General features: G+C 71.2%; 16 protein-coding genes. 5 read left to right on the top strand and 11 right to left on the bottom strand.

All coding sequences use genetic code 11. The features are described 5' to 3' along the window. Positions 1-57: 57 nt before the first annotated feature. The 4 genes from ACIPVN_RS12815 to ACIPVN_RS12800 form a co-directional block, all read right to left on the bottom strand. The gene (locus tag ACIPVN_RS12815) at positions 58-5,685 is read right to left on the bottom strand and encodes a DUF6923 family protein (protein ID WP_400443250.1); all 5,628 of its coding nucleotides are present in this window, start codon (positions 5,683-5,685) and stop codon (positions 58-60) included. Between the two features lie 205 nt (positions 5,686-5,890). Further along, positions 5,891-6,766: a helix-turn-helix domain-containing protein gene (locus ACIPVN_RS12810; protein ID WP_400443249.1), complete on the bottom strand. Its 876-nt coding sequence runs from the start codon at positions 6,764-6,766 to the stop codon at positions 5,891-5,893. A gap of 168 nt (positions 6,767-6,934) precedes the next feature. Next, the gene (locus tag ACIPVN_RS12805) at positions 6,935-8,308 is read right to left on the bottom strand and encodes an APC family permease (protein WP_400443375.1); all 1,374 of its coding nucleotides are present in this window, start codon (positions 8,306-8,308) and stop codon (positions 6,935-6,937) included. Positions 8,309-8,441: 133 nt separating this feature from the next. Next, positions 8,442-9,539 (bottom strand): alcohol dehydrogenase catalytic domain-containing protein, encoded by a 1,098-nt coding sequence (locus tag ACIPVN_RS12800; RefSeq protein ID WP_400443247.1) that lies wholly within the window; start codon positions 9,537-9,539, stop codon positions 8,442-8,444. 116 nt (positions 9,540-9,655) lie between these two features. Between ACIPVN_RS12800 and ACIPVN_RS12795 the strand changes: the two genes are divergently transcribed. Beyond that, entirely contained in the window at positions 9,656-11,044 is a 1,389-nt protein-coding gene (locus ACIPVN_RS12795) for a helix-turn-helix domain-containing protein (RefSeq protein WP_400443246.1), read from the top strand. A gap of 19 nt (positions 11,045-11,063) precedes the next feature. Here the strand turns inward: ACIPVN_RS12795 and ACIPVN_RS12790 are convergent, their stop codons facing one another. From ACIPVN_RS12790 to ACIPVN_RS12760, 7 genes are all read right to left on the bottom strand, one after another. Beyond that, positions 11,064-12,041, bottom strand: a complete 978-nt coding sequence (locus tag ACIPVN_RS12790; protein WP_400443244.1) for an alpha/beta fold hydrolase — start codon at positions 12,039-12,041, stop codon at positions 11,064-11,066. 37 nt (positions 12,042-12,078) lie between these two features. Then, entirely contained in the window at positions 12,079-13,626 is a 1,548-nt protein-coding gene (locus tag ACIPVN_RS12785) for a GMC family oxidoreductase (protein WP_400443242.1), read from the bottom strand. Next, positions 13,623-15,008 carry an alpha/beta fold hydrolase gene (locus tag ACIPVN_RS12780; RefSeq protein WP_400443241.1) on the bottom strand — a complete coding sequence of 462 codons (1,386 nt, stop codon included), beginning with the start codon at positions 15,006-15,008 and terminating at the stop codon, positions 13,623-13,625. The genes ACIPVN_RS12785 and ACIPVN_RS12780 overlap by 4 nt, the downstream gene beginning before the upstream one ends. Then, a complete protein-coding gene (locus ACIPVN_RS12775) occupies positions 15,005-15,904 on the bottom strand; it encodes an SDR family oxidoreductase (RefSeq protein WP_400443239.1) in 900 nt (299 codons plus the stop codon). Before ACIPVN_RS12775 ends, ACIPVN_RS12780 begins: the two co-directional genes overlap by 4 nt. 122 nt (positions 15,905-16,026) lie before the next feature. Further along, the gene (locus ACIPVN_RS12770; protein ID WP_400443238.1) at positions 16,027-17,325 is read right to left on the bottom strand and encodes a glycosyltransferase family 2 protein; all 1,299 of its coding nucleotides are present in this window, start codon (positions 17,323-17,325) and stop codon (positions 16,027-16,029) included. Continuing rightward, complete coding sequence (locus ACIPVN_RS12765) at positions 17,322-18,308, bottom strand: hypothetical protein (protein WP_400443237.1); 987 nt, start codon at positions 18,306-18,308, stop codon at positions 17,322-17,324. The genes ACIPVN_RS12770 and ACIPVN_RS12765 overlap by 4 nt, the downstream gene beginning before the upstream one ends. Then, the gene (locus ACIPVN_RS12760; RefSeq protein ID WP_400443236.1) at positions 18,305-19,234 is read right to left on the bottom strand and encodes a WcbI family polysaccharide biosynthesis putative acetyltransferase; all 930 of its coding nucleotides are present in this window, start codon (positions 19,232-19,234) and stop codon (positions 18,305-18,307) included. The genes ACIPVN_RS12765 and ACIPVN_RS12760 overlap by 4 nt, the downstream gene beginning before the upstream one ends. Between ACIPVN_RS12760 and ACIPVN_RS12755 the strand changes: the two genes are divergently transcribed. Genes ACIPVN_RS12755 through ACIPVN_RS12740 form a run of 4 tightly spaced genes read left to right on the top strand, consistent with a single transcriptional unit; the run spans position 19,123 to position 23,439 of the window. Further along, positions 19,123-20,436: a glycosyltransferase gene (locus ACIPVN_RS12755; protein WP_400443373.1), complete on the top strand. Its 1,314-nt coding sequence runs from the start codon at positions 19,123-19,125 to the stop codon at positions 20,434-20,436. The genes ACIPVN_RS12760 and ACIPVN_RS12755 overlap by 112 nt on opposite strands. Further along, the gene (locus ACIPVN_RS12750) at positions 20,433-21,599 is read left to right on the top strand and encodes a glycosyltransferase (RefSeq protein ID WP_400443235.1); all 1,167 of its coding nucleotides are present in this window, start codon (positions 20,433-20,435) and stop codon (positions 21,597-21,599) included. The genes ACIPVN_RS12755 and ACIPVN_RS12750 overlap by 4 nt, the downstream gene beginning before the upstream one ends. Then, complete coding sequence (locus tag ACIPVN_RS12745) at positions 21,596-22,612, top strand: hypothetical protein (RefSeq protein WP_400443233.1); 1,017 nt, start codon at positions 21,596-21,598, stop codon at positions 22,610-22,612. Before ACIPVN_RS12750 ends, ACIPVN_RS12745 begins: the two co-directional genes overlap by 4 nt. Beyond that, a complete protein-coding gene (locus ACIPVN_RS12740; protein ID WP_400443231.1) occupies positions 22,609-23,439 on the top strand; it encodes a galactosyltransferase-related protein in 831 nt (276 codons plus the stop codon). Before ACIPVN_RS12745 ends, ACIPVN_RS12740 begins: the two co-directional genes overlap by 4 nt. Positions 23,440-23,468: the final 29 nt, after the last annotated feature.

Genomic DNA, 23,468 nt, shown 5'->3' with positions numbered 1-23,468 from the left:
GCAGTGGCGACCACGAAGAGACTCGTGGTCGCCACTGCTCACTGTTCTTCCGCGGTGCTACACGGTCGCGTTCTCCGCACGTCGACGGGCGACGAGCCACAGCCCGAGGGCGAGCAAGCCGGCACCCGCGATCCCGCCGCCGATCCACGCCGCCCCACCGGTGATGGCCAATCCGGGCGGCACCACGGTCGTGGTGGTGACACAATCCCCGTCGACCGAGCCGTCGGAGCAGTTCGCTCCAGACCCGTCGGGGGTGACCACGACGTTGCGGATCTCTCCGACCGAGCGCAGCGTCACCGAGTAGGTGACGGTGACGCTCTCGCCGACCCCCACCGCGCCGTCCCACGACAGCACCGGGCGCTCGTACACCGCGCCGCCGGAGGCGTCGCCGTTGTACGTGCCCACCGCGAGAGACGAGGTGAGGTCGTCGGTGAACGACGCAGGCCGGTCTTCGGTGTACGCCACGCGTCCGGTGTTGGTCACCGTGATGGTGAAGGTCACCCGGTCACCGATCGACGCACGCTCCGTCGAGACATCCTTCGTCACGCGGTAGCTGGCGATCGGCGTCTCGGTGACGCAGTCGCCGTCGATGGCGCACCCGCCGCCGGGGCCGTCGCCGGTCACCGCGTTGCGGAGGTTGCCGTCACCGGTGGCCGGCTGGTTCACCGTCACCGAGTACGTGATCGTGACGACCTCGCCGATCTCGAGAGGCCCGTTCCACACGAGCGTCGATCCCGTCACCTGCGCACCCGATGACGCGTCGTCGTTGTACGTCGCGTCATCGAGAACACCCGACAGGTCATCGGTGACGGATGCCGGAGCATCCGCGGTGTACGCCACCTGGCCGATGTTCTCGACCGTGACCGTGTACGTCACGACGCCGCCGAGCACGACATCCTGCACGTCGGCCGACTTGGTGACCGCGTAGGCGGCGACGGGCGTATCGGTGATGCACGCGCCCTCCACGCACTCTCCCCCGGGCGACGACGGAGCGACGACGTTGCGAAGAGCGAAGTCACCCGTGACCGGGTCGTCCACCGTCACCGTGTAGGTGACCTGAATCGTCTCTCCGACCTCGAGAGGACCGGCCCAGGTGAGCGTGCCGTCTGCAACCTCCCCGCCGAGCGAGACGTCGCCGTTGTAGGTCGCGTCGTCGAGAACGCGCGAGAGGTCGTCGGTGAACGATGCCGGGTTCTCGTCGGTGTAGGGCAGCGCACCCGTGTTGGTGACCGTGACGGTGTAGGTCACGATGTCACCGGGGAGCGCCGTTCCCGGCGATGCCGACTTTGCGATCGAGTACGACGAGGCAGGCACGAGCGAGACGCAATCGGGATCGGTCGATCCCTCCACGCAGTTCGCGCCGGAACCCGGAGGCGTCACCACGGTGTTGTCGAGTCGACGATCACCGGTCGCCGGGTCGTTGACCGTCACCGAGTAGGTGATGGTCACCGTCTCGCCGATCGCCAGCTCACCCGCCCAACCGAGCTGCGGAGCGGTGTAGGTGACGCCCGCGCCCGACGTGCTCGTGGCATCGCCGTTGTACGCCGCGTCATCGAGCACCTCCGAGAGATCGTCGGTGAAGGATGCCGGAGCATCTGCGGTGTAGGCGACCTGACCGATGTTGGTGACCTCGATCGTGTACTCCACGGTGTCACCCGGCACGACCTCGGTGGAGGTGGTCGACTTCACCACCCGGTACGAGCCCACGGAGGTCGTCGTCTCGCAGACCCCGTCACAGCTGCCGCCGGGGCCCGGGGGCGTGACGACGTTGACGAGGACGAAATCGCCCGTCACCGGATCGTCGACCGTCACCGAGTAGGTGACATCGATCGACTGGCCGACCGCGAGGGCACCCGTCCAGTTGAGCGTGCTGCCCGAGAGGGTGGCACCGTTCGTCGCATCGTCGTTGTAGACCGCGTCGTCGAGCACACCCGAGAGGTCGTCTTCGAAGACGGCCGGGGCGTCGTCGGTGTAGGCGACGTCACCGGTGTTGGTGACGGTCACGGTGTACGTGACGACGCCGCCGGGCAGCACGGTCGCCGCATCGGATGCCTTCGACACGGTGTACGAGGCGACCGGGGTCTGCGTCGCGCACTCGGCCTCCGGGTCGCAGCTGCCGCCGGGTACCGAGGGCACCACCGCGTTGACGAGCTCACGGTCGCCCGAGAGCGGGTCGTTCACCGTCACCGAGTACGTCACGGTGACGGTCTCGCCGATCGATAGCGGGCCCGACCAGGTCAGTGCGCTGTCGGTGACGGAGCCGCCGGCAGAGACGTCGTCGTTGTAGGTCGCATCGTCGAGCACTCCCGAGAGATCGTCATCGAACGCGGCAGGCGCCGCGTCGGTGTAATCGACCTGGCCGGTGTTGGTCACCGTCACCGTGTAGGTGACGACATCGCCCGCCATGACCGTGGCGACGTCGGCCGACTTCGCCACCGTGTACGACGAGACGGGAGTCGTGGTGCCGCACTCGTCCGGCAGGCACTCACCCGTCGGATCACCCGGGACGACGACGTTGCCGAGCACCGAGTCTCCGGCGGTCGGGTCGTCGACCGTCACCGAGTAGGTGACCGTCGCGGTGGCGCCCACGGCGAGCGGCCCGGACCAGCTGAGTGCGTTGCCGGCGACCGAGCCGCCGGCCGAGATGTCACCGTTGTAGGTCGCGTCGTCGAGAACATCCGAGAGGTCGTCCTCGAAGGATGCCGGTGCGGCATCCGTGTAGTCCACGGCACCCACATTCGTGACCGTGACGGTGTAGGTCACGACCGCGCCCGGGATCGTCGTCTCGGCATCCACCGACTTGGCAACCGTGTACCCCTGGATCGGGGTGACGGTGCACTGCTCGGTGGCGGGGTCGCACGGACCGGCCGGCGGCGTTCCCGGCGGCACCAGGAAGTTCGTCGACACATTGTTGCCGCGATCTCCGACCGCGTTCACCGTGACGGTGTACGTCACCTCCGCCGTGGCGCCGGCGACGAGCGTGCCGCGGATGGCGAGCACGTCGCCCGTCGGGCCGTCGACGGTGACCGAGGCGGTGTCGGACTCGACAGCACCCGTGAGCGTGGCGTCATCGAGCACGTCGCTGAGGTCGTCGTCGCGCAGCACGTCGACGGTGGTCGCGCCGGTGTTCGTCACGACGACCGTGTAGGTGAGCTCGGTGCCGGTGCGCACCGGCGTCTCCGACGCTTCGACCGACTTCGTGTAGGTCACGCCCGTGATCGGGGTCGTCGTGCAGTCGGGCTGTTCGACATCGCTCGGCACGCACACGCCGCCCGGAGGCGGTGTGTCGCCGGGCTCCAGCAGGAAGTTCGAGGCGATGCTGTCGCCGCGCTCGTCGTCCGGCAGCACCGTGACCGTGTAGGTGACCGTCGAGGTCTGGCCCACGGGTACCGAACCCGTGATCGAGATCTCGGCACCGTCGCGAACGGCGGTGAGGCCGGCCGAGGCCACGGGCTCGGTGGTGACCGTCGCGTCGTCGAGCACGTAGGTGAGGTCGTCGATCGCGTCTACCGCAGCGGCCGACTGGCCGTCGTTGTCAAAGAACAGCGTGTAGGTAATGGTGGAACCCGCCACGACAGGGTCGGACGACGGCTGCGCGGTCTTCCACTGCGTCAGCAGCGCTCCGGGCACCTGCACCCGATCACAGCTCTGCGCGCCGGGGAGGGTGTCGTCCTCGGGGATGCAGGCGAGGTTGCGCAGGATCTGGTCACCCTCACCCGTGTAGGTCACCGAGTAGGTGATGGTCGCCTGCTCGCCCGCAGCGAGCACACCGCTCCACGCGAGCGTGTCGCCGGTGCGGGTCGCGGTGCCGACGTCGGCCGTCAGCGACGCATCGTCGAAGGTCGCGTCGTCGAGCACCTCGCTGAGGTCGTCGGATGCCGTCGCGGGAGCGGCGGCCGTGTAGTCACCGGGGCCCGCGTTGGTCACGACGACGGTGAACGTCGCCTGCTCGCCGATCTCCGGGAGCTCGGAGGTGTCCACCGACTTGTCGATCGTGAGGCGCGGGAGTTCGAACTCCTCCAGGGCGCAGGGCTGGCCCGTCGCGTCGTCGATACCACCTGTGGCGGGATCACAGGTCGGAGGCGTCGTGACACCCGGATCCTCGGGGATCCACGTCACGTTGCTCACCTCGCCGTCGCCCCCGGGCTGGAGAGTGACGCTGTAGGTGATGTCGACGGACTCGCCGACCGCAAGAGGGCCGGACCACGAGACCAGAGGCTCCTGATATCCGAGCGTGCCCGTTGCCGAGGCGGCGGCGTCGGCGTTGTACTCGGCGTCGTCGAGCACACCCGAGAGGTCGTCGAAGACCACAGCGGGGTTGTCGGTCGTGTAGTCGCCGGCGCCCGTGTTGGTCGCGGTGACCGTGTAGGTCACGACGTCGCCCGGCCGAGAGTCCGGAGTGGCGTCGGAGGTCTTCTCGACCGAGAGGGCGAGCGCGCACGACTCGGCGCTGTCCTCGTTGTTCGCAGGGTTCGGGTCTTCCTCGTTGCCGAGCACGGAAGCCGTGTTGACGACGCAGGCCGGGGGCGACACGTCGGTGTCGGCTTCGATGGTGAAGGTCGCCGAATCCCCGATACCCAGTTGTCCTCCGCTCACCGTGACGGTGGAGCCCGCGACCGAGTAGGTGACGTCTCCGCTCACCGACGGGTTGCTGAGTTCTGGAATGAGGTCGTCCGTCACAGTCCATCCGCTCGAGACACCTTCGCCCAGATTGGTGACGGTGATGTCGTAGCTGATGCGATCACCGGTGACGAAGGTTGCGGGACCGCTCTTCTCGATCTGCAGATCTGCAGGCAGACCCGGGATGGAAGTGCCGTCGTTGAACGACGAGCGTGGACCGGTGACCGTCGAAACGATGTCGAAGCTCGGTGTGGGCGTGGCTCCGTTGTCGATGCGCAGTTGGGTGACCTGGCCGTCGGCGTTCTCCGAGAATCCGAGGTTCCCGTTTCCGAAGTTCCAGACGGCGCCGTAACCGCCGGTGACGACCGGGAGCACGCCGGGGAACACTTCGACGTCGCCCGTGACCACATCGAGTCGACGGATGTCGCCGGCATTGTTCGCGCCCCAGGCGAAGCCGTCTCGGAAAGCGAAGTCCTGCACACCGGGCTGTTGCCCGAGGTCGATCGTCCGGACGCTTGCTCCGGTGGACACGTTAATGGCCCGCATCGTCGTGTTCGGCCCGGAGTCGGAGATGTAGTAGAGCCCGTCAGTGGGATTGAAGGCGCCCGAATACCAGCGCGTCGATCCCGTGGCAGGGTGCGTGTACACGGTGTTCCCGACGCGTGTGATGATGCCGTCCTCCCCGATGCGCACCAGAGCACCGGCAGGGAACGCCGCGGTCGGGTTGCTGACCACCATGCCGTACATGTAGTTGTCTGCAGGGTTGAAGCCGATGGCATTGTACGAGACGGGCGCAGGTCCCCCCTCGTCGACGAACGAGAAGGAGCCGTCTCCAGTCGTCGCGGCGCGCTGGAGCTGGGTGGGGTTGCCCTGCGCGATGAAGACCACGGGTGCAACCGGGCTGAAAGCGTCCCCCGGTGCGGCCTGCGCCGGCGATGCCGTGGCGATATTCAGGCCCACCAAAGTGGCCGTGGCGAGGCTCGCGGCTGCCATGGCCGCGAGCGCTCGTCTCACCTTGCCGTGTGCGCGCGGCGCTCCCCGCCGCACCAGATCCTTCGTCGTCATGTCGTCTCCCCGTCCCTCGGTTCTGAAATCGGGCGCGCCGCGCCCGATATACCGCTATGCCGGAGCCTAGATGGGCCCCTCACCTATGGCATATCGGTTTGCGCGAAACGTGACGCGAGTTCCGAGAAATCTGCGCGAAAAGTTTTTCGAGCGCGAACCGAGGGCAACCGGCACGCCTCGGAAGACGCGCCCCTGAAGACGCTTGTCAGTCCTCTTTGGTCGTGCGCATCGCCCGATGGAGCGACTGCCGCGTGCCGAAGCCCGCCAGTTTCGCCACGTCCGCCAGCGGAAGGGAAGGATTGCGCTTGATGAGCTCCGTTGCCGCTTTGAGTCGCACGGCGCGCACCTCGTCGGAGAAGGTCGTGCCGTGCATCCGGAGCGCGGACTGCACCGTGCGCGGCGAAACGCCGATGGCACGCGCGACGGCCAGGAGCGACAGGTGCGGAGAGGGATAGTCCTGCAGGAGGATCCGCATCACGGAGTCGAAGACATCGGGGGGGTCGACCGGCTCCCCGACTACCGCGGCGACAAGGGATCGAGCGACCTCAGCGGCGGCGTCGCCGAGGGGCGTGGAGCCGGCGTCGGCGGCATCCGACTCGATCGCGCAGAGTGACTTCACGAAGTTGACCAGCGGCCGCAGCGCGGACTCCGCGGGCACCTCCTCGCCGACGCGCGCGAAGTCGACGTGACGCTCTCCGCCGAGCTCTGTGTCGTCGAGGCTCACGAAGACGAGCTCGATCGGTGTCGACGCGTCGAACGTCACCGTATCGACCCCCGGGGGCACGACGAACGATGACGACCGGCGCGCGACGACGGGAGAATCCGAGGAGACCATGAAGCCCGCCCCCTCCGTCGCGATCATGACCACGCGGTTGCGCGACAGCTCATCGCGGGGCCAGACCACCGTCGAGGCCGGCAGTTGCACGTGCGCGAAGAGGAAGCGGCCGATGCGAACGAGGTTCGCCCGCAGAATGGGCTCCCTCTCCTGAACGGCCGAGAAGCGGATGTTCGCCGCCTCCATGTACGCGGTCAGCGGGCGCGCGCCGAGGAGGTCATCCCGTCCCGCTGCCCGGAACTTCATCGTCTCCAGGCGCGGGCTTCGGACGGCGCTCGATCGTCGTCGCATTCCGTCCCCCTCGATCCCCGGTCGGCCGTTCTTTCCACGATAGCCAACGCGAACCGGCCGCCCAAAAACGCTCAGCGAAGATGGGGACGCGCGGTGGAGTACCACCGCGCGTCCCCTGATCGATCAGCCCACGCCCTGCATCGCCGACGTCTCGGTGTTGCCGATGCGGGCGATCACCTCGGGACGACGGGCCTTCAGGAACCAGTAGCGGCTGAGGGCGGCGAGCACGCACGCGATGAACACGTAGGGGATCACGTTGAACGGGAACGCGGGCACGGGGAACACGTTCGCGAAGAACACGTACGCCATGGTGGCCACGGCGATCGTGGCGCAGACCCAGACGAGCCCGTTGCGCATGCCGGCGCGCTGCGTGTAGACCACGCAGGCGATCGCGACGAGCGCGTACGCGACCATGTAACCGTAGGTGCCCCACGTGTTGACCCACACGAGGATCTCCATCGGGTCGGCCCCCGCGACGAGGAACACGATGTCGACGACGACGGCGAGCGCCCCCGCGGCGAGCAGCACCCGGTGCGGCGTCAGGTGGCGGTCGTGCGTGCGGCCGAACCGCTCGTGCACCACGCCCTCCTTGCCCATCACGTAGACGATGCGCCCGATCACGTTGAGCGGCGCGACGACGACGGCGAAGAACGACGCGGCGACGCCGAAGGTCAGCACCGGCGCGAACCACATCGGCATGCCGATGAGCTCCGACATGCTCTCGAGGGGGCTCGCCGCGGTGGCCAGGTCGTCGCCGAGAACGGCGATCTGCGTGTACGCCGCGAAGACGTAGAGGATGCCGACGGTCAGGGCGCTCCACATGATCGCGCGCGGGATCGCCTTGTAGGGGTTCTTCGCCTCACGACCGAGCGCGTCGGCCGACGAGAACCCGACGAAGCCGAGGATGCCGAGCACCATGCCGGCCGCGATGCCCTGGAACGACGAGCCCTCGGCGATCAGCTGGGCGGGATCCCAGGCCGCGGGCTCCGCCCACACGAGCGCCGAGATCAGAAGCACGAGGATGATCGCGACCGACAGCAGCTCCAGCACCAGCGACACGCGTGCCGACAGTCGGATGCCGCGGATCGTGAACAGCGTCGCGAGCCCGCCGAGCACGACGGCGAGCGCGATGCTCCAGCCCAGGCCCGACGCGGGGATGCCGAGGAGGGTGAGGAATTGACCCATGTACGACACCGAGCCCATGAGGGAGGCGGCGGCGATGCCGAAGCATCCGATCAGCAGGGTCGCGCCGGCGAGGTAGGCGCCCGCCGGACCGAGGCCCTTCGACACGTAGGTGTAGAGCGATCCGGCCGAGGCGTGCTTGCGCGCGAAGACGACGACGCAGTAGCCGACGCAGAGGATCACGATCGTGGCGAGGGCGAAGGCGTAGATGGTGCCGTTGCCGGCGCCGAGGAAGATCGCGGCGGCGGTGAAGGCGATCACCGCGCTGGGAGCGATGTTGGCGATCGCCTGGGCGGCGAGCTCCGGTCCGCTCATCACGCCGCGGCGCAGCCCGGCGTCGACGGGGGCGCCGGCAGGGGCGCCGGGCGGGCTCTGAGGGGTGGTCGTGGTCACGGGGTCTCCTTCGTATCGGGGTCGGCGGAGTAGTGCAGGGGGGGGAGGGAAGAGATCAGGGGATGAGGAGTGTGCGCAGGGCCTGGCCGGACTCCAACTCCTCGAACGCCTCGGCGGCTTCGGCCAGCGGTCGGCGAGAGGAGATGAGCGGGTCGAGGATCAGCTGGCCGTCCATGTACCGGTCGACCAGTGCGGGGATGTCGATGGCCGGGCGCACCGAGCCGTAGTTCGAGCCCAGGATGCGCTGATCGGCCTCCGCCAGCACCAGCGGCTCGAACGAGGCGCGCGCACCGGTCGGAGGAAGACCCACGATCACCGCGGCGCCGCCGAGGCCGAGCATCTCGATCGACTGCTCGGTGGTGACGGTGCGGCCGATCGCGTCGAACGCGTAGTCGACGCCGTCGGGCAGCAGCGCGCGCAGCTGGGCGACGGCGTCGCCGTCGGGGGCGACGATCTGGTCGGTGGCGCCGAACTGCGCCGCGAGGCGGGTCTTGTCCTCGCGCACGTCGATCGCGACGATGCGCTCGGCTCCGGCGAGCCGCGCACCCTGGATGACGTTGAGGCCGACGCCGCCGCATCCGATCACCGCGACGAGCGCTCCCGGTTCGACGCCAGCGGTGTTCATCACCGCGCCGACGCCGGTCGCGACCGCGCATCCGACCACGGCGATGACGTCGAGCGGTGCGTCATCGCGCACCTTGATCGCGCCGGATGCCGGAACCACGACCTCTTCGGCGAACGAGGACACACCCAGGTAGTGATGCACGGGCTGCCCGTCCTCGCTGAGGCGGGAGGTGCCGTCGAACAGCACGCCGAGCGGCGCGACGACCGTGGCGACCTTCTGGCACCGTGCCTCGTGGCCCGAGCGGCAGTACCGGCACTCGCCGCACGGCGGCACCCAGCTGAGCACGACGTGGTCGCCGACGGCGAGCGAGGTGACGCCCTCGCCGAGCTCGGTGACGACGCCCGAGCCCTCGTGCCCCATCACCATCGGCGCCGGCGCCGCCCACTCCCCCCGCTTCACGTGCAGGTCGGAGTGGCACACCCCTGCGGCGGCGATCTTCACCCGCACCTCTCCGGCAGACGGAGGAGCGAGCTGCACCTCGGTGTGCTCGATCGGGCTGTCGCTGTCGCGGAAGACGATGGCCTGCATGGGGCCCCTTTCGTTCGTGTGGGTCGCGCCTCATCGTAGGAACAGCGGCGCAGCGGTGTCATTCACAAAAAAGATGAGCAACAGGCGTCCTGATCGACATTCCTTATACTTCGGATATGGCCCGCGACCTCGCATCGATCGCTCGACTCCTCGGCGCGACGCTCGTCGCCGGCGGCGCTCTCGGCCCGAAGGCCACGGTGGCGAGCGCCGTGCCCGTTGCCGACTTCGCCGTCGTGCCGCATCCGCAGTTCGCGACGCTCGTGGTCGGCAGCCCCGACGAGATCGCGCGCGGACTCGACGACCCCGAGCGCGGCGATCTCCTGCGGCTCGCCGTGGTCGTGGCGACCGGCCCTGTCGCCGCCGTCCCGGACGGGGTCACCGCGCTGGTCGCCCCCGGGGTCGACCCGGCCGTCGTCCTGCCCACGCTGCAGGCGGTGCTCGCGACGGATGCCGCCGCAGAGGACCGCGCCGTTCTCGCGGCGACGAAGGTGCTCGCGCTCGCCGCCCGCCGCAGCGGAGTGGCGGGGGTGGTCGCGGAGCTCGCCCGACGCCTCGACGGATGGGCCGTGCTGCTCGACCGCGACGCGCAGCCCATCGCCTCGGCGGGAGCCGGCGCGCTGCACATCGGGGATGCCGTCGCCGTGGCGTTCAACCGTCCGGTCCGCGTGCGCAGTCGGGCACTGCAGGTGCATCCCGTCGGCACCGATGAAGACATGTCGGCGTTCCTCGTGGTGACCGCCCGGAGCGGCTCCACCAGCCGGGCCCGCGATCTGAGCTCCCAGGCGGCTGCGCTGCTCGATCTACTCCTGCGCACGCACGACGGCAGCCGCACCGAGCGTCTCGGACGCGCCACGATGATGCGCGTGCTGGAGGACGGCGGGCCGAACGCCGTCGCACTGGCGAAGGAGTGGGGCGTGCGCGATCGCGCCCTGGCCGCGTTCACGCTCTCGGCCCGCTCATCGAGCGTCGACGCCGAGCGCGCCGTCATCCACTGGCTCGAAGACCTCGGCGCGCCGCATCTGCTGACCGCCGCGCAGGGAATGGTGACGGGTTTCGTGCGCGCGGAGCACATCGACGAGATCGCGGATCGCGCGACAGCCTTCTCCGTGCCCCTGCATCTGGGTCTCGGCTCCCCGACCGCGCTCGACGGCCTGTCACGGTCCGTCGAGGAGGCACGTCGCGCCCACCGCGTCGCGGCGACCGAGGGCCGCTCCGTCGTGCACTACCGCTCGATGCCGACCGTCGACCTCGTACTCGACCGCCTCGCGCCCGGCGACGCACGCACGCTGGCCGCACTGGTCGATCCGCTCGACGACGATCTCGTCGACACCCTGCACACGTTCCTCGCCGAGAACGGCGCCTGGGGAGCCGCCGCCGCACGTCTGGGGGTCCACCGCCAGACCCTGGCGGCGCGGATGCGACGGATCGAACACGTCACCGGGCTGTCGATGTCGAGCGCCGATGACCGGGCCGCAGCCTGGCTGGCGTTGCGGGCGCGCGCCTAGCGTCGCGTGACGCCAGCTCTCACCGGGATCGGCGGATACGGCCGTAGGCGCGGCGGAGGATGCGCGCGTGACGCTCCTTGGCGCGCTCGACACCCGCCTCGTCGCGGCGCAGCGCGCTCACCCACTCCCACACGCGGGCCGCCATCGCCCCCCAGATCAGACCGGCGTCGACACGCACGGGTGGCGGCGTCACGGCATCCTCGTCCTGCATACGACCGCGCGCGGCGAGGCGTCCGTCGATGTGCTGCAGCGTGAGCTTCGCGACCCCCACCGCGTGGGCGTTGATGATCGAGTGCGCCGCCCCCTCGATCTCCCAGCGCGCCGCGGAGGGCGCGGCGGCGACGAGCCGGGAGTGGAACCGGCGCGGCGACGTCGTGTCGTACTCGCCCCGGATGAGCAGCAGCGCACTCTCGACCTCCGCGATGCGCTCCGTGATGCGGTAGCGCAGCACATGCGGCAGAACGCGCAGGAAGTACGCGGGCCCGCAGAGGAGGTACGCCGAGACCGCGATGATCGCGAGGTGGAAGGACTCCCGGGTCGCCGACTGCACGAAGCGCACCGCCTGGCGGAACGGAGTCGCCTCGGCCTCGTTCACCACCGGGCTCACCAGCACCGCGTGCGTCACGGACGACCGACGGGTGAGCACCTCCGTCACGATCTGCGCCCCCATGGAATGCCCGATGAGCACGGGGTCATCGAAGCCGTAGTGATCGAGCACCGCCTCGACCTGATCCGCGAAGAACGCGACCGAGGGTGTGCGTCCGTGCGGTCGCTCCATGCCGGCGAACCCGGGCAGGTCGAGCGCGTAGACGTCGCCGCGTTCGGCGAGCGTCGGCGCGAGGAACTCGAAGTAGCTGGCCGCGACGCCGAGTCCGGCGACGAGCACGAACGGTCGCGACGAGGGCACCGCCGATTCGACGCGTGTCACACGGGTGACCGCCCCGTCGGCGGTGACGTGCTCGACGTCGAGATCGAGGGGGTCGTCGGAATCGGGCATGCCCCATCCTCCCATCTCGTCGCGAATCCCCTCTCGGTCAGCGCGCGGCCAGCATCCGATCGGCCGTGCGCAGCGACAGCGCCATCTGCGTGAGCCCGGGGTTCGCGGTGAGCGCGCTCGGATACGTCGAGTTGTCGCACACCCACAGATTGTCGATGTCGTGCGACCGCCCGGAGCCGTCGACCACTCCCCGGGCCGGGTCGTCGCTCATGCGACAGGTGCCCAGGGTGTGCGCGGTGCGCGCGAGCACGCGCGTGCTGCGGGCACCCGCAGCCACCAGCAGATCGGTCATCACACCGATCGCGTGATCGTCGATGGCCTTCTCGTTGACCCCCGGCGAGAAGGTGATCGTCGCGAGCGGGAGGCCCCATTCGTCCGTCTCGGACGAGAGCTCGAGGCGATTGCCGTCGGACGGCAGGCACTCCGCATTCATCCCGATGCCGGCGCTGTAGCGCCCCGCGTCGAGCTCGGCGACCAACTCGTCGCCCCACACCCCGCCCCCGCGCACGAGCGTGGTCGCGTAGGTGAAGGGCATGACCCCGAGGCTCTGCAGCAGGTATCCGCCGGCGAAGTCGGCGCCCGACGGACGCACGTAGTCCTCGGTGATGAGGGCCGACGGGTATCCCCGATAGCCGCGGATCTGCTCGTCGAAGCGCCCCCAGACCTGCACCGCGCCGTGCGCGAGGAAGTTGCGCCCGACCTGACCGCTCGAGTTCGCGATGCCGTTGTGCAGCAGCAGCCGCGGCGTCTCCACCCCGCCGCCGGCGAGCACGAGAGCCGCGCATCGCTGACGCCGATCCACGCCTCCCTGACGGTAGACGACGGCGGTGACCCGACCCCGCGCATCGCGTTCGATCGTGTGCGCCACGGCATCCGGGCGGATCTCCGCTCCCGCCGCCACGGCGGCCGGGAGGTACGTGATCGCCGTCGTGGCCTTCGCGCCGTGGCGCTCACCCTGGTGGATCGAGCCGACGTTCGTGGTGGCGTGGCGCAGTCCGTGATGGGGCTGCTGCCGATCCCGGGTGAGGATCGCCGCCGGCGCATCGGTGGCGCGGATGCCGAGGGCCGCCGCTCCCGCCGCCATGAGCTCGGCGGGAGCATTGCGGTGAGGCGGGGCGTAGAGGTAGCGGCGGGAGGGATCCCACGGATAGGGCGTCGGACCCGAGACGCCGATGTCGGCCTCGACCTGCACGACGTAGCGGATGAGTTCGTCGTGATCGATCGGCCAGTCCGCGCCCTCCCCCGTCTCGGTCTGCAGCCGCAGGTCGCGCGCGTCCGGGCGGGGCGTGAACGCTCCCCAGTGCAGCGTGCCCCCGCCGACCCCGAAGCCGCTGTTGTTCGGGCCGAACGCCGTCGGGGCCTCACCGCCGCTGAAGCGGCTCGACATCCAGTTGATCGCCGTCGCGTCGATCTCGTCGGGCGTGTACTCGGCCGGGTCGTGGTTCGGGCCGGCCTCGAGAGCCACCACCCGCAGACCGCGCTCGGCCAACCGCGCGAGCAGCGGCGCCCCTCCCGCACCGGTGCCGATCACCACCACGTCGACGATCTCGTCGTGGTCGTACGTCTTCATCGCGTCGAGATTCACGCGACCCCCTCCGTGTCGTCCGGGAGCGCCCCGAGATCGGCGGGCTCCCACTCGTCGCGCAGCCCCGCCGCGAGCGTCCGGTAGCCGGCGAAGGAGACATCCTCCGCACCGGTGGCGAACCCGTCGTACCCGATGCGTGCGAACGACGCCGGATGGCACTGCCACTCGCGCACGAGATCCACGCGGACGTCCTCGAACCAGCGCCGCAGATCCTCGGCCTCGGCCACCGATCCCGGCACTCCCTCTCCGGCGATCAGGTCGCGCACCAGGGCGTCCTGCGCCTCGGCCCCCTCGGGCCAGACACGGGCGAGATCGTCGAGTCCCGCGCGGTATGCCTCGGTATCCGACAGCGCGCCCGCCGGTCGCCAGCCGTCGCCGCCACCGGCGGCGAGGTCGGCGTCGACCCGGGCGGCGAGGTCGATACGCCCTCCGGAAGACTGCGGCACGATGCGGTCCGCCACGGCGCGCAGCTGATCGAGCTGCGCCGGGCGGAGCACCCGTGGCCGGTACGCGGGGTCGTCGGGCAGCGCACGCCGCGCCAGTGAGCGGCGCACCCGCGGAGTCACGCGGGGCGAGGAGATCAGCAGCGCCCACTCCGCCGAGACGACGACGGCGTGGGCGCGGATCTCCTGCCACAGGTCGACGATCGCGCGCGCCACCTCGGCCGGCCGCTCGGACAGGAGCAGGTGTCCCGCTCCGGCGAGCGCGACGAACCGCGCACGCGGGTACACCTCGCCGAGCAGGTCGGGCTGTGCGGCCGCCCCGAGCGCGTCATCCGCATCGCCCGCGAGCACGCGGCACGGCAGATCGAGCACCCCGACGGATGCCGTGACGTCCTCGATGCTGCCCCGTTCGAGCCACCGCCGCCAGGCGAGGGGTGACATCCCCGTCACCTGGTCGACGACCTCCCGCTGCAGAGCAGGTGGGAGGGGTGCGCCGACGTTGTCCTCCACGAAGGTCGTCGCGTCGTCGTCCGGCACGGGGCCCGCGTCGACCCACGACAGCATCTGCTGCCTCTTCTCGTCCGGCATCGGCTCCGGGGAGGGCGGAGAGGGTGCGAGCAGCACCGTGCCCAGCAGCCCGAAGAGCTCGTCCTCACCCTCTCGCATCCGGGCGGCGATGCGGGCGGCGACCTTGCCGCCCATGCTGTGCGCGCACAGCATCCACGGCCCGCCGTCGGCGTGTGCCGCGATCGCGCCGATCGCGGCGTCGACCTGCGCCTCGACCGATCCGTCGGGGGCATCGGGCGCGCTCCCCTGACCGGGCAGTTCGATCGCGATCACGCGGAACCCCTCGTCGAGCTCCGCCTGCAGCGGCAGGGCTGCGCGGGCATCGAGGCCCAGACCGGGCAGCACGAAGACCGTGCAGTCGTGACGGCTCACGGGGTGACCATGCCCCCGTTGACGTTCAGCGTCTCGCCCGACACGTACCCGGATTCCGCCGACGCCAGGAAGACGAACGCCGGTGCGATCTCCGCCGGCTGACCGGCCCGCTGGTACGTGTTCTCGTCGTCGAAATGGAGCATCTGCTCGTCGGAGACGCCGTCGGTGACCTGCAGCGCCGTCCAGACGGGGCCCGGGGCGACCACGTTGACGCGGATGCCGCGGTCGGCGAGCTGTACGGAGAGCCCCTTCGAGAGGTTGTTGATCGCGGCCTTGGTCGCCGCGTAGTCGAGGCGGTCCGGCGAGGGCTTGTAGGCCTCGAGGGACGCGGTGTTGATGATGCTCGCCCCTTCGCCGAGGTGCGCGAGCGCCGCCTTGGTGAGCCAGAAGTTCGCGAACACGTTGGTGCGGAACGTCGCCTCGAACTGCTCGTCGCTGAGGTCCTCGACGCGCTCGACCGCGATCTGCCGACCGGCGTTGTTCACGAGCACGTCCAGGCCGCCGAGGAACTCGACGGCTTCGGCCACGAGTCGGCGGCATTCCGCGGCATCCGAGATGTCAGCGACGATCGCCCGCCCCCGGCGGCCGGCGTCGTGGACGAGCGCGAGCACGTGCGCGGCATCTTCTTCCTCGCCCGGCAGGTGCGCGATCACGACGTCCGCGCCTTCGCGGGCGAACGCGATCGCGGTCGCGCCACCGATCCCGGAATCGCCGCCCGTGATGAGCGCCCGTCGTCCGACCAGCCGTCCGGTGCCGCGGTACGTCTCCTCGCCGAGATCGGGAACCGGCGTCATGCGCGCCTGCACGCCGGGCTCCGGCTGGTGCTGCAGGGGCGGCTCGACCCGGGCGTAGCGGGTGACGGGGTTCGACGGTTCGAGCTGATCGTGTGCAGGCATGCGGCCACGCTAGGGGAGGCGGCGATTTCGCGTTCAGGGGTTGCGCGCGGGCACCTTCGCGGGCAAGGAGTGGGGGGCGCGGGCAAGGAGTGGGGATCGCGGGCAAGGAGTGGGGGGCGCCGTCAGACGAAGGCCGCGGGTCCGCCCCAGCCGCCGACCCACGCCTCGACGCGCGGCGCGGCGCGCAGCCGGTGCACCCCGCCGACCACGGTCTGCACGGTCTCGAACGCCTGCTCCGTCTCCCAGCGCTTCGCCCGGCGCTCGGCGCGACGGGAGCGCAGCACTCCCAGCGGTGCGCCGTCGACGCTCGCGAGCACGACAGTGCCCACGTCGTCCGTGCCCACGCTGCGGACCAGGTCCGAGATCTCTCGCGCGTCGAGGATGACGACCGGGTCGTCGACCTCCCAGACGACGCGTGCGTCGTGCTCGGTCCCGTCGGCCGTGACCCGGGGATCATCGACGGGCGCGGCAGCGCCGGCATCCGCGACGACCCGTGCGCGGGGGAACGCGGCGAGCATCGAATCCGCCGCGACGAACAGGGCGGCGGCCGAGTGCGATCCGCGGACGCGCAGCACGACGTCCGGGGCTCCCGACCAGAGGGCTCGCGGAGCGGAACCCGGGACCGGAACGGAGGACTGCAGACGCAGGGTCTGCGCGTTCGCTCGGTCCGGCCCTGACCCGTCGCGGTCGGCCCACTCCGGCCCGTCGTGCCAGGCGACGGCGACGGGGACGTGCGCGAGAACCGCGCCCGCCTGCCACATCCGGTGCGCCCACTCCCAGTCCTCGCCCCCGTACGACGTGAAGGACTCGTCGAAGCCGCCGACCTCATCGAACAGCATCCGCGAGCAGGCGATCACCGCGCCGATGACGAACCGGTACGAGCGATCGTCGGCTCGGCGCAGATTCGCGCTGCGACCGTAGGCCTCGGCGAGCCACGAGGGCTCCGACAGCTCGCGTCCCTCCGCGGCGACCGCGACGGGAGCGGTGGGCGGGATCCCCGAGAAGTCGGCGTGGCGGCGGCGCCCCACGGTGACCGCTTCGGGCAGCAGAGCCGGCAATCGCGTCAGCTCGCGCACGTAGTCCGGCTCGGGCGACGTGTCGGCGTCGAGGAAGCACAGGACGTCCCCGCTGCTCGCCCGCACACCGAGGTTGCGCACAGCGGACAGGCGGAAGCCCCGATCCTCCTGCCCGACCAGGATCACATCGTCCGGAACCTCGACCGGACCGGGCGAGCCGTCGTCCGCGACGACGACCTCGAGCAGATCGCGCGGATAGTCCTGCGCGGCGAGCGCGTGCAGGGTGCGCTCGAGCTCGGCCGGCTGGTCGTAGTGCGCGACGATCACCGAGACGCGCGGCAGGGGATCGGGATGCACGCCCTCGAGTTCGTCCCACCGGTTGCCGATCACGTACGGGAGCCTCACGGGTGCAGCTCCGCCCACCAGCGCGTGTACTCGGCGACCGCATCGCTCCATGATCCCGGCAGCCTCCGGAGACCGTGCCAGGTCGACGGGGCATCCGCGACGGCTGCCCGCACCGCGGAGGCGAGGTCGCTCTCGTCGACGACGGCCAGTGTCCCCGGTCGCAGTTGCGCCATCTCGTCGATGTACCGGTTGCGCATCGCGACCGGCCGCCGGCCCCACCCGATCCACGAGGCGAGCGAACCGGAGGCGGACACGTGCCGATGAGCGATCAGCGGCACCGCGACGGCGCGTCCCCGCCGTGCGATCTCGGCGTCGTCGAGCCAGCCGGTCACCTCGACGGCGACGCCCAGGCCCTCCGCCCGCCGGATGAAGGCCGCGAGCTCCTCGGCGTGCCCCTCCGAGGCGCGCCCGAGCACCGTCATCCGCCGCACGCCGGCCGCCGCCGCGGCGAGCGCCGCCTCGTCGTGCCCCTTGCCCGGATAGAAATAGCCGAGCACGCCCACCGAGCCGTCCGACTCCGAGGGCGCAGCCGTTCCCGAGTCCGCGGGCAGCACCTCGACGGGGAGCGGCACGCGCGCGACCTCCCCCGACCAGACGCCCTCCTCTCGGAGCAGCGCCTTCTCGTGGGCGCTGTTGACGACCACGCCCCGGGCCGTCCGGGCGACGAGGGCATAGGCCGCGCGGCGGCGCGCTCGATTGCGCGGGCCGTCGGACTCCTGCGGCATGTCGTGGAGGGTGACGCTGATGCGCAGGCGCGCGGCGAGCTCGGCGAAGTTTCGGGACGCCTCCTCCGGCGAATCCGCCCACAGGCGATCGGTGAACTGGGCGTGCACCGCGGTACCCGGGGCGAGCCGACGGAGATCGGCGGGGGCGACGACCTCGATGGCGGGGTGCGCGCCGGTGACGGCGGAGGCGAGCTCGCGGGAGTACACGGCGACGCCGTGATCCCCCGCGTGGGCGAGCAGCTTCGGCGCGCCGCTCATGCGTCGCGCCAGACCGCGAGGAGCGGAGCGAGCCGCTCGACGGCCGCTCGCACGAACGCCGGATGCGCGGTGTACCAGTCCCGGTGGGCGGCCTCCACATCGACCGCATCGATGTCGACGCCGTCGACGATCCAGTGCGAGCGCGGCACGTCATCGAGCGACCACGCCTCGATCACCTCCGCTGCGAGGGGCGCACGCACCGAGGCGAGCAGCGGCCGGCCCGGGTCGGTCGGCCCGTCGGCGATGCCCAGCGTCTGCAGCACCCGGGCCCCGAGAGGGAGCCAGACGGCGTTGCCGGGGTGGTTGACCGTGCGGGCGTGGTCGGCGGTGACCACGTCGAAGAGGTCGGAGACGACCACGTCGCAGTGCGCCTCGCGCCTGCGCAGTTCGTCGATCGATGCCTCTCCGACGGCGCGGACGGATGCCGGGGGCAGAGCCGCAGCGACCGGAATCCCGGCCGCCCCGGCGAGGGTGCGGATGTCGTGATACGGCACCAGCGGCGGATCCTCCCCGACGTCGGGCACCCGGATCGCCGCCTGGAACGGGTGGAGTCCGGCGAAGCGCACCGGGGGCACGGTGACGACGCGCGCGGAGGTGACCGCGGCGATCTGGCGCGTTCCCAGCGGAAGCTCCCGGTAGTCGTCGCGGATCGGCTGGGTCACCACGGTGTGCGCGGCGGTCGCCAGGGCATGCAGGCGCTCCGCCTCGTCGCGGGTCATCTCGTGCACGGGCGGAACACGCACGAACCGGTGGCCGGGTCCGTCGATCACCAGGCGCAGGGACTCGGCCTGACAGTTGCCCATGACCACTCCGAATCGCTCGGGCAGGGGCGCGAGACCGAAGAACTCCGCGTAGTGGTTCCGACGCGCTAGCACCGCTGAACCCGTGGGCGCAACGGTCGTGCCCTTATCGCGGTCATCGATCATCATACGAACGTATACCTTCGACCCCTGCTCCCTCCCCTCGTCACCGTGGCATCTGCGCCGCCCCCGGCGAACCGAGGACTCGGAGCGTTCAGCCCCACGAGGAAGACTTCATCGACACCCAGACCGATCGCATCCGCGTCGTCTCCATTCCCGCCGCCCACCCCTACGTCCACGCGATCAGCGACCCCCGTCGCGTCCAGGTGCTCCCCGATCCGCCGGTGCCCGGTGCGCCCGCCGGGCAGTGGTGGCCGCCGGTCGCGATGACCGAGGACTGGCTCACGAACCACCGGCACGACTTCGACGTGCTGCACGTGCACTTCGGCCTCGAGTCGTTCTCGCCCGTCGAGCTGGGGGCGGCGCTCGACGCGGCGCGTCGGGGCGGGCACCCGGTGGTGCACACCGTGCACGACCTCGACAACCCGCAGCTCGACGCGCAGCCGCACCACCGTTCCCTGCTCGACGTGATCGTGCCAGCCGCGGACAGGCTGGTGACGCTCACCGCGCCGGCGGCGGCGCAGATCGCGCGGCGCTGGGATCGCGGCAGCACGGTGCTCGCGCATCCCACCCTCCTCACCGCGCTCCCCGCGGCGGTCGATGGCGGTGCATCCGTCGACGATGACGACGACGACACCGTGCGGGTGGGCATCCACCTGCGCGACCTGCGGCCGAACATCGATGCCGAGGGAGCCGTCCGCGCCGCGGATCGCGCCGCGCGCCAGCTGGCCGACGAGGGCCGGGCGGTGCGGATCGAGGTCCTGATGAACGAGCGCGTGCGCGACGACCGGGCCGCGCAGCGCGTGCTCGCGGCGGCAGAGGCCTCTCGGTTCGTGTACCTGCGGCGGACGCCGCGCCTGACCGATGCCGCCATCGAGGCGTGGCTGCGCGGCCTCGATCTCTTCGTCCTGCCGTATCGGCACGGCACCCACTCCGGATGGGTGGAACTCTGCTTCGACCTCGGCGTGCGGGTGGCCGGCACCGACGTCGGGCACTTCGGTGCGCAGCATCCTGCGGATTTCACGGCCGTCGACCTGGAGGATGCCCGGACTCTGGCCGATGCGGTGCGGGGCACGGTCCGCACGAGCGAGGCGGAGCGGGATGCCGTGATCCGCGCGCGGCACCGCGAGCGTCTGGTCGAGCGCGACGCCGTGCGCGACGCGCATACCGCGCTCTACGCGTCGGCGCTCGCGGAGGTCTCGGCATGACGCGCTCGGCTCCTCTGCGCATCCTCGTCGTCGCTCCCGAGCGCCACGCCCTGCGCCAGCCGCATCCCGGTGGCCTGGAAGCCGTGGTGTGGAACAGGGTGCGCTGGCTGCGCCGACGCGGGCATCACGTCGAGCTGTGCGCCGCCGAGGGCTCCGACTTCCTCGACGGAGCACAGGACCTCGTCCTCCCGACCCCGCGCTGGCAGCGAGGGCTCGACGTCTCCGACACGGATTATCCGGAGGGGCATCGTCGGCGGATGGCCGGCGCGTTCGCCCGGGTGCAGCGGCGGATCGAACAGGCCATGACGCGCGTCGACGTGATCGACAACCACAGCCTCCACGGCGCCCCGATCCTGTGGAGCCGCGATCCGGGCATCCCGGTGGTGACCACCCTGCACACACCGCCGCTCGCCGACATGGTGATCGCTGCGAACGCGCTGCCCGGGCAGGCCCCGCATCGCTTCCTGGCCGTGAGTCAGTACACGGCTCGCGCCTGGTCGGCCGAGGGCGTCGACGCCTTCGTGTTCCCCAACGGCGTCGATGCCACGCAGTGGCGACCGGGACCGGGCGGCGGCGACTGGGTGTGGTCCGGTCGGATCGTGCCCGAGAAGGCCCCGCACCTGGCCATCCTCGCCGCTCGGCGCGCGGGTGCACGTCTCCGGCTGGCCGGGCGCGTGGGTGACGAGGTCTACTTCGCTCGCGAGGTCGCGCCGCTGCTCGGGCACGGCATCGAGTACGTCGGCGCGCTGCGTCAGCCGGAACTCTGCGATCTGGTCGGCTCGGCCGCGGTCGCCCTCGTCACCCCGATGTGGTCGGAGCCGTTCGGCCTCGTGATGGCCGAGGCACTGATGACCGGGACCCCGGTCGCCGCGTTCGACTCCGGCGGGGCGAGCGAAGTCCTCACCGGCCTGCCCGGCACCGCCGTCGTCCCCGCCGGCGACGTCGAGGCCCTGGCGCACGCAGCGGTCGCACTCGCACATCGTTCGCGCATCGGCACGACCCGCCGACGCGTGCGCGATGCCGCAGCCCAGCGTCACTCGCTGGCGCGCCGCCACCGCGAGGTCGAGCGCGTGCTCTCGAACGCGGCGCAGGGCGCGTCGACGGGTTCCATCGACACGCCGACGACGCTCCCGTTCGGTGCGGAAGAGGCGGTCGGCGCATGATCGGGTGGTACGTGCACCATCACGGGTGGGGCCACGTGACCCGGCTGCTGGCCGTGCGCCCCCACCTCGCCGACGAGGTGACGGTGTTCTCGAGCCTGCCGCGACCCGATGCCCTCGACGACCGGACGACCTGGGTCCGCCTGCCCTTCGACGCGGACGCGGTCGTCGACCCCGACGGCACGTCGCGTGAGGCGCACGAGCGGGGCGACGTGACCGCGGGAGGAGCGCTGCACTGGGCGCCGATCGCCCACCCCGGGCATCGCCAGCGGCTCGCGACGATCGCCGACTGGATCGCACGGATGCCGGTGACGGCCTTCGTGGTCGACGTCAGCGTCGAGGTGACGGCGTTCGTGCGTCTGCTCGGCGTGCCCACGGTCGTGTTCGCGCAGCCCGGCGACCGCACGGATGCCCCGCACCGCCTCGCCTACGACCTCGCCGATCGGATCATCGCGCCGTGGGCGGATGCGACGATCGTGGCGCCCGGCCTCGTCGATCGCGACGAGCGCGTGCGCCGGGTGGGAGCGATCTCCCGCTACGACGGCCTCGAACGCCCCGAGGGTGCCACGGATGCCGACGCCCGCCGAGTGCTCTTCCTCAGCCGCACGCTCGATGCCGTGCGACTCGACGCCGTGCGGGACCTCCTCGCCGGCGAGGGCTGGCAGGTCGAGACGGCCGGCACCCGCGACGACGACCGCGTCGACGACGTCTGGCCGATGCTGACCCGGGCATCCGTCGTGGTGAGCGCCGGCGGTCAGAACGGGGTCGCGGACCTCGCCGCGGCGAACGCCCGGGCCGTCGTGCTCGTGCAGGAACGACCCTTCGCCGAGCAGGAGCACACCGGCCGCACGCTGCGCACGGGAGGGTTCGCCCAGACGGGTTCTGCGGGAGCGGAGCCTGCGGAGGTGGTCGAGCTCATCCGCCGAGCCGCCGTGTCGACGCCCGCCTGGGACGGCTGGGGCGTCCGCGGATCCGCGGCGCGCGCGGCTTCCGTCATCGAGGAGGTGCGGGCGTGACCCTCCGCGTCGCCGTCATCACGCCGGCATCCGGGAACCGACTCGCGCACCTGCACCGCCAGCGGCGCTTCCTGCACGATGCCGGTGGCGACGGCATCGAGATGGTGCGGATCGAGGCATGGTTGGATGCCGACGACCCGTCGGGCTTCGACGGGGCCGAGTGCGTGCACGTGCCGCCGGGGCGGTACGGTCTGCGCGTCGGTGCGGCCCGCAACGCAGCCGCCGCGGAGGCCCTCGCGCTCGGCGCCGATCTGCTGGTGTTCCTCGACGTCGACTGCCTGCCGGCGCCCGGGCTCCTGCAGCGGTACGCCGAGGCGGCGCGCTCGCGCCCGGACGGGCTGCTCTGCGGGCCGGTGACGTATCTGCACAGCGTTCAGCGCCCCCGGGACCCCGACGATCTCGCGGGTCTCACCCGCCCCCATCCGGGGCGACCGAATCCGGCCGCCGGCGAGATCGTCACGGCGATGCCGACGCAGTTCGATCTGTTCTGGTCGCTGTCCTTCGCCGTCACCCCGTCGACATGGGCGCGGCTGGGCGGTTTCGATGAGCGGTACGAGGGGTACGGCGCGGAGGACACCGATCTCGGCCGGCGCGCACGGGAGTGCGGCATCCCGTTGCTGTGGGTCGGCGGCGCCCACGCCTATCACCAGTGGCACCCGGCGGGCACTCCCCCGTGGCGCCACCTCGACGACATCCTGCGCAACGGCGCCCTGTTCGCCGCGCGCTGGGGCGAGTGGCCGATGCGCGGATGGATCGACGAGTTCGTGCGCGCCGGGGCGGTGGAGGAGCACGAGGGCGGGTTCCGGCGTACGGCGACGGCGCCCTGACGACCGGACGCCGCGTCTGCGAGCGAGGG

The sequence above is a fragment of the Microbacterium sp. NPDC090003 genome, from assembly GCF_044748385.1.
Taxonomy (GTDB): Bacteria; Actinomycetota; Actinomycetes; order Actinomycetales; family Microbacteriaceae; genus Microbacterium.
Note: the sequence above shows the minus strand (reverse complement) of the source record. Positions and strands in the feature narration are given on the sequence as shown.